Below are 2,546 nucleotides of genomic sequence, written 5' to 3' on the forward strand. Positions count from 1 at the left end.
CCAAGGTTGCCACTGATTCCAGACGAAGCCTGCCACCCATTCCACGCGAAAGCTGCCACTGATTCCACGGCAAAGCTCCCACCTCGGAAGGCTGCCTGACTCACCCCATCAAAGCCGCGTGACGCGGGATAACTTAACGGTACTCTGACCCTTTTCATCCGGAGAAGGTCAGATGCCCGCGAAGAGGTTATCCATGCGTAAAATCAAAGAAGTCCTTCGTCTCAAATGGGAGCGAGGGCTGAGCAACCGACAGGTTGCAGCGGCCTGCGGCGTCAGCCGCCCCACCGTGAGTGAGTACCTGCGGCGCACTGCCGAAGCCGGTCTGAGCTGGCCACTGCCAGAGGATCTGGACGAGGCCCGCCTGGAGCAGTTGTTGTTCCCGGCTCCACCAGACCTGCCAGCTCTGGTCCGGGGCATACCGGACTGGCAGAAGATTCAAGAGGAACTCAGAAGTAAGAACGTCACCCTGTTCCTGCTCTGGCAGGAGTACCGGGAAGCCAATCCGGACGGGTATCAGTACAGCTGGTTCTGCGAGCACTACCGGGCCTGGCGGGGCAAGCTGGACCTGGTGATGCGCCAGGACCACCGGGCCGGTGAAAAGCTGTTCGTGGACTATGCCGGGCAGACCGTGCCCGTCATTGATCGCACCACCGGCGAGATCCACGAGGCACAGGTCTTTGTTGCGGTGATGGGCGCGTCCAATTACACCTACGCCGAGGCCACCTGGAGCCAGACCCTTCCGGACTGGATCGGCTCCCACATCCGGGCCTTCCAATATCTGAAGGGGGTACCCGAATTAGTCGTGCCCGATAATTTAAAATCGGGTGTCACCAAGGCCCACCGCTACGAGCCGGATCTCAACCCCACCTATCAGGACATGGCTGCCCATTACGGCGTCGCCGTTGTGCCCACACGGGCCCGCAAGCCCCGAGACAAGGCTAAGGTGGAAGGCGGCGTGCTGATCGTCGAACGCTGGATCCTGGCGGCGCTGCGCCACCATCAGCACTTCTCTCTCGGGCAACTTAATGGCGCCATCCGTGAACTGCTGGAGAGGCTCAACAACCGCCCCTTCCGGAAGTTACCCGGCTGCCGGCGCGAGCACTTCGAGCAGCTGGACAAACCGGCCCTACAGCCCCTGCCGGCGGAGCCTTATACCTACGCAGAGTGGAAGAAGGCCCGGGTGCACATCGACTACCACGTCGCCATCGACGGGCATTACTACTCGGTGCCCTACACCCTGATCAAGAAAGAAGTGGAAGTGCGGATCACCCACAACACTATCGAGTGTTTTTACCGGGGCAACCGGATCGCCAGCCACATGCGTTCTGACCAAAAGGGGCGACACACCACCGTCGCGGCGCACATGCCGGAATCCCATCGGGAGGCGGGCGAGTGGTCTCCGGAGCGTCTGATCGCCTGGGCCGCCAAGACCGGCTCGGCCACGGAGAAACTCATACGCACGGTTCTCTATGCTCGAAAACACCCACAGCAAGCCTACCGCCCCTGCCTGGGGATCTTACGGCTGGGGCAGGCCTATGGCGACGCACGCCTGGAAGCTGCGTGCCGACGCGCTCTGATGCTGGGAAGCTGCCGCTACAAGAGCATCGAATCCATCCTCAAGCACCGCCTGGATGAGCAGGCCCTGGAAGAGCAACAGGAACTGGCCTTACCCGACACCCACGACAATATCCGCGGCCCCGCCTACTACCACTGAAGGAACCTGACATGTTGAAACATCCCACGCTGGATAAGCTTCACGCCCTCAAGTTAACCGGCATGGCCGCCGCGCTGGCTGACCAGTCAGCCACGCCCGACATCACGGAACTGAGCTTCGAGGAACGTCTCGGACTGCTGGTGGACCGGGAGATGACCGAACGGGAAAACCGGCGCATGACCAGCCGGCTGCGCCGGGCCAAACTGAGACACACGGCCATCCTCGAAGACATTGATTACCGGAACCCACGGGGCCTGGATAAAGGGCTGATCCAGTCCCTGTCGGCCTGCCAATGGGTGAAGGAGCACCTGAACGTGCTCATCACTGGCCCCACCGGCGTTGGCAAAACCTGGCTGGCCTGCGCCTTGGCGCACAAGGCCTGCCGGGAGGGGTACACCGCACACTACGTCCGTCTGACCCGATTGTTACGGGAACTGACCATTGCCAAGGGAGATGGCCAGTACCCGAAACTACTGTCCAACCTCGCCAAAGTGGATGTGCTGATCCTGGACGACTGGGGGCTGGTGAAACTGAGTGCGGAGAACCGCCGGGACTTGCTGGAGGTGCTGGAAGACCGGCATGGCAGGCGCTCCACCATCGCTACTAGCCAGTTACCCATTGAGGAATGGCACGGCGTGATCGGTGATGCCACCCTGGCAGATGCCATTCTGGATCGGCTGGTTCACAACGCCTACAAGATCAATCTCAGGGGTGAATCCATGCGAAAACGACAAGCCAAGTTGACGGGCACTACAACTTCGGAGTAAGAAGAGAAACCCCGCGTCGCTACGCTCCGATGGGTGGCAGCCTTGCTCCGGTCCGGGTGGCAGGC

General features: G+C 61.2%; 2 protein-coding genes. Both read left to right on the forward strand.

Annotated elements, in window-relative coordinates; translation table 11 throughout:
* Nucleotides 1-172 precede the first annotated feature (172 nt).
* Complete coding sequence (istA, locus tag MLC70_RS18280; RefSeq protein ID WP_248185952.1) at nucleotides 173-1,714, forward strand: IS21 family transposase; 1,542 nt, start codon at nucleotides 173-175, stop codon at nucleotides 1,712-1,714.
* Between the two features lie 11 nt (nucleotides 1,715-1,725).
* Entirely contained in the window at nucleotides 1,726-2,481 is a 756-nt protein-coding gene (istB, locus tag MLC70_RS18285) for an IS21-like element helper ATPase IstB (RefSeq protein ID WP_248185955.1), read from the forward strand.
* The last annotated feature ends 65 nt before the right edge of the window (nucleotides 2,482-2,546 follow it).

Origin of the sequence: Marinobacter goseongensis, from assembly GCF_023156235.1 — a bacterium.
In the GTDB taxonomy this organism is placed as follows: Bacteria; Pseudomonadota; Gammaproteobacteria; order Pseudomonadales; family Oleiphilaceae; genus Marinobacter; species Marinobacter goseongensis.

Excerpts from the sequence above, each read along its gene's own strand:
- istB (WP_248185955.1), top strand. The coding sequence starts at position 1,726 with ATGTTGAAACATCCCACGCTGGATAAGCTTCACGCCCTCAAGTTAACC.
- istA (WP_248185952.1), top strand. The coding sequence starts at position 173 with ATGCCCGCGAAGAGGTTATCCATGCGTAAAATCAAAGAAGTCCTTCGT.